Genomic DNA, 3090 nt, shown 5'->3' on the forward strand with positions numbered 1-3090 from the left:
CTAAGACATTTTGAACCTGGCGTAAATGCATGGCATGTAAAGCGATCATTGCACTGGCCCCGTCTCGATCAGAGACGTTCGTTCGCGTCATGTGAATGGCCTGCGGAAAGCCATTGATATCAACTGCCAGATGGCGCTTAATCCCCGAGATTTTCTTACCAGCGTCGTAACCTTTGTTTTCAGCAGTAGCGGTGTTTTTGACGCTCTGAGCGTCAACGATAATAAAGGAAGTTAAAGCTGAACATCCTTGGTAAGTTCGCCGAGCAATGACAATTTTTTTAAAACTTGGTCCAGTAATGACGGCTCCGTTGGAGCCGACTACTGGGACCACAAGCGAAAGTAAGTATAAACCGTTTGCCGTTTTTCAAAATGTATAAGATCGCACAAAAGACGTCATATAAATCAACTTGACGAGGCTTCGTTCGTTGATGAAAGTTTTCTAATTCGGAACGAATCACTTCAAACTGCTGGCAGTTGATATTACTGGGATAATTAGGCATGATAATTTCCCTTTGCAAAAGTATGTCAAAGTTTAAACCAGATTTCAAACAGTTTCTTATGCTTATCAATTTGGTTTAAAGATAACTGCATGAAAGCCTTAGTTGCGTCAGCCGATTAAAAATAATAGTAAGAAGCTGTTTTTAATTGCCTCTCAAACTTGCACAATTTAATTTCAAGCAACCACTAATCCACTATTTATTAACTTTACAGATACCAAGTATAAAAAAAATAAAAAACAATATTAAAAAAATAACTGGAATTGTAATTAATGGGGTCTCAAAGTAATTAACTTGATTAGTTATTTTAGTTCCATCTTGCAAAATATCCGATGTAGATAGCACCTCAGAAAAAGCATTCATGATTTGCAGTAAAAATATCGTTAATAAGGCAAAGCTACCAAATAAACTAGATAGTTTAAAAAAGTCCAATTTTATCACCTACTTATCTCTAACCACACGACTAACAATACCATCGTACTTATACGCAAAATCCCTAAGGTGTTTTTTTTGCGTTGATGATCCGATTATTTTTATGTATTCCGTTCGCGTAATCTTATATTTTTGATACCTCTTACGGTACTGAACCCTTTGTCGATATTTTCCATTAAAAGAAAATGGAACATTTATTGTAACGGTATCTGACCTAGTTACATTAAACCCTAATAAAGCAGTCAACTTCCCTTTAGACAGTGAAACGCTCCCTGTCAAAGAATTAGTCCACGTTACTGATTTAGAAAAAGTAGATTTTATTTTCTTTTTTGCAGAATAAACAGTATTCCAATTACTATACTTATGCCCAATATATTTTTTATGAGGCTTAGTATAAGTAATAATAATATGATAGTGGATGTAAGCTAGTTCCTGAGACAACTTTTAAGAGAGGGTATAATAAGTCAATCGTCTCTTAAAAGAAAGGAATTTTTACATACCAACTCATTACGACAAAGAATTCAAACAAAACATTATCAACCTCTATAAACAAGGTGAATCTGCTGTCCAACTTGCCAGAGAATATGGCATTTGCTATTCCACCGTTCATAAGTGGATTCAGTCCCAAACTCAAAACAAGTCAGGTAAGACTCCTGATGAGATTAAAGCAATGGAGAAACGCTTAGCTGCTTTATCCGAGGAGAACGAAATCTTAAAAAAAGCCCTCGGCTTCCTTGCGCAGAGATAACCGATATCTTTGATTATATCCAACAAGAAAGCCAAAATTACCAGGTAACTAAGATGTGTCGAGTCATCGGGGTTTCAAGAGCGCATTACTATCGCTATAAAGCCCACAAGCCCTCAAAAAGGAGTCTGGAAGATAAAGATCTGAAACAGCGGATTTTCCGCATCTTCGTTGAATTCAAACAAAGATATGGCGTCATGAAGATTCAATATGAATTAAGTAAAGAACTTCAACCCCTGCAGCGCCGCTGCAGTCCTCGCCGAGTCTCTCGGCTCATGAAGGAGATGGATATTCACTCGATTACCATCAAGAAGTGAAAGGCCACCTCTTCCTCCAAACAAGCGATTCAACAGCGTCCCAATCTGCTTAAGCAGGATTTCTCCACCACTGGCTTAAATCAGAAATGGACAACTGATATTACTTATATTCAGACTAAGCGTGATGGTTGGTGTTACTTATCAACCATCATGGATCTGCACTCCCGTCGGATTATCGGGTATTCCTTTTCTAAAAAAATGGATACCAAGCTGATCATGAAGACGCTTGAGAGCGCCGTCCAGAATCGGACAGTTACTGAGGGCCTCATCATTCACAGTGACTTAGGTACGCAGTACACCAGCGATAAATATAACAAACGCTTAAATGAACTACATATCCGCCACTCGTATAGCCGTAAGGGCTGTCCTTATGACAACGCCCCAATGGAATCTTTCCATGCTTCACTCAAAAAGGAATGTGTTTATCCAATTCCAGTTTTTGAAAATTACGAAGCGGCAGCTTCAGTCCTCTTTGAATATGTTCATTCCTTTTACAATAGGAAGAGAATTCATAGTTCACTCAGCTACCAAACCCCCTTACAAGTTGAAATTGCAACGATTGCGAACCAGATGGCCGCCTAATTTAATGCTTTCCATGGTTCAAATAAGTTATTAATCGAAATTAATGATTTATTTGAGCTGTGGAAGCTAAACGCGGTTCTTGATCTCTCTTAAAATCTGTCTCACGTATTGACTACAATCCATAGTGATCAAGAGGTACAGCAGAGACCGTTAAACCATTAATATTAAAACCGACAATAAAAGTAATAACAGTAACAAGCATTATAGTCATCTTTTTATACATACAAGTTCCCTCATTCGTAAAAAAAGTTACATTCACTCAAGATGTATTTATCTTAACACTTAAATATAATAGCTAAAGAGCTAAGTACTAAATTAGGAATATTGTTTTTTAGTGAAAAGTATTAAAACCGGTCGGAAAATAATTGGCTACGAAATTACGGTTCATAGACAAGATACAAAAAGGCTATAAATTACCCGTTGTGCTAGTTAATTCGTTGCCGAGTAATATTGCTGGGATAATTTTTCATAGCTTAAACTCGCTTTTTACATAGAAGTATATCAAAAATCATAGATC

2 protein-coding genes and 2 pseudogenes are annotated in these 3090 nt (G+C 37.0%); 3 read left to right on the top strand and 1 reads right to left on the bottom strand.

Annotated features, from left to right (window positions below; all coding sequences use genetic code 11):
* Positions 1 to 500, bottom strand: a pseudogene (locus KTE19_RS14375) (transposase); the annotation flags it as partial.
* 925 nt (positions 501 to 1425) lie between these two features.
* Here KTE19_RS14375 and KTE19_RS14380 point away from each other — a divergent pair.
* From KTE19_RS14380 to KTE19_RS13050, 3 genes and pseudogenes are all read left to right on the top strand, one after another.
* Positions 1426 to 1677: a transposase gene (locus KTE19_RS14380; RefSeq protein ID WP_430681885.1), complete on the top strand. Its 252-nt coding sequence runs from the start codon at positions 1426 to 1428 to the stop codon at positions 1675 to 1677.
* A 53-nt stretch (positions 1678 to 1730) separates the two neighbouring features.
* Complete coding sequence (locus KTE19_RS14090) at positions 1731 to 1991, top strand: IS3 family transposase (RefSeq protein WP_249778667.1); 261 nt, start codon at positions 1731 to 1733, stop codon at positions 1989 to 1991.
* Positions 1992 to 2009: 18 nt separating this feature from the next.
* A pseudogene (locus KTE19_RS13050) lies at positions 2010 to 2573 on the top strand (IS3 family transposase); the annotation flags it as partial.
* Between the last annotated feature and the right edge of the window lie 517 nt (positions 2574 to 3090).

Origin of the sequence: Lentilactobacillus dabitei, from assembly GCF_019061365.1 — a bacterium.
GTDB lineage: Bacteria > Bacillota > Bacilli > Lactobacillales > Lactobacillaceae > Lentilactobacillus > Lentilactobacillus dabitei.

Coding starts and splice junctions, on each gene's coding strand:
- KTE19_RS14090 (WP_249778667.1), top strand. CDS start 1,731: ATGTGTCGAGTCATCGGGGTTTCAAGAGCGCATTACTATCGCTATAAA.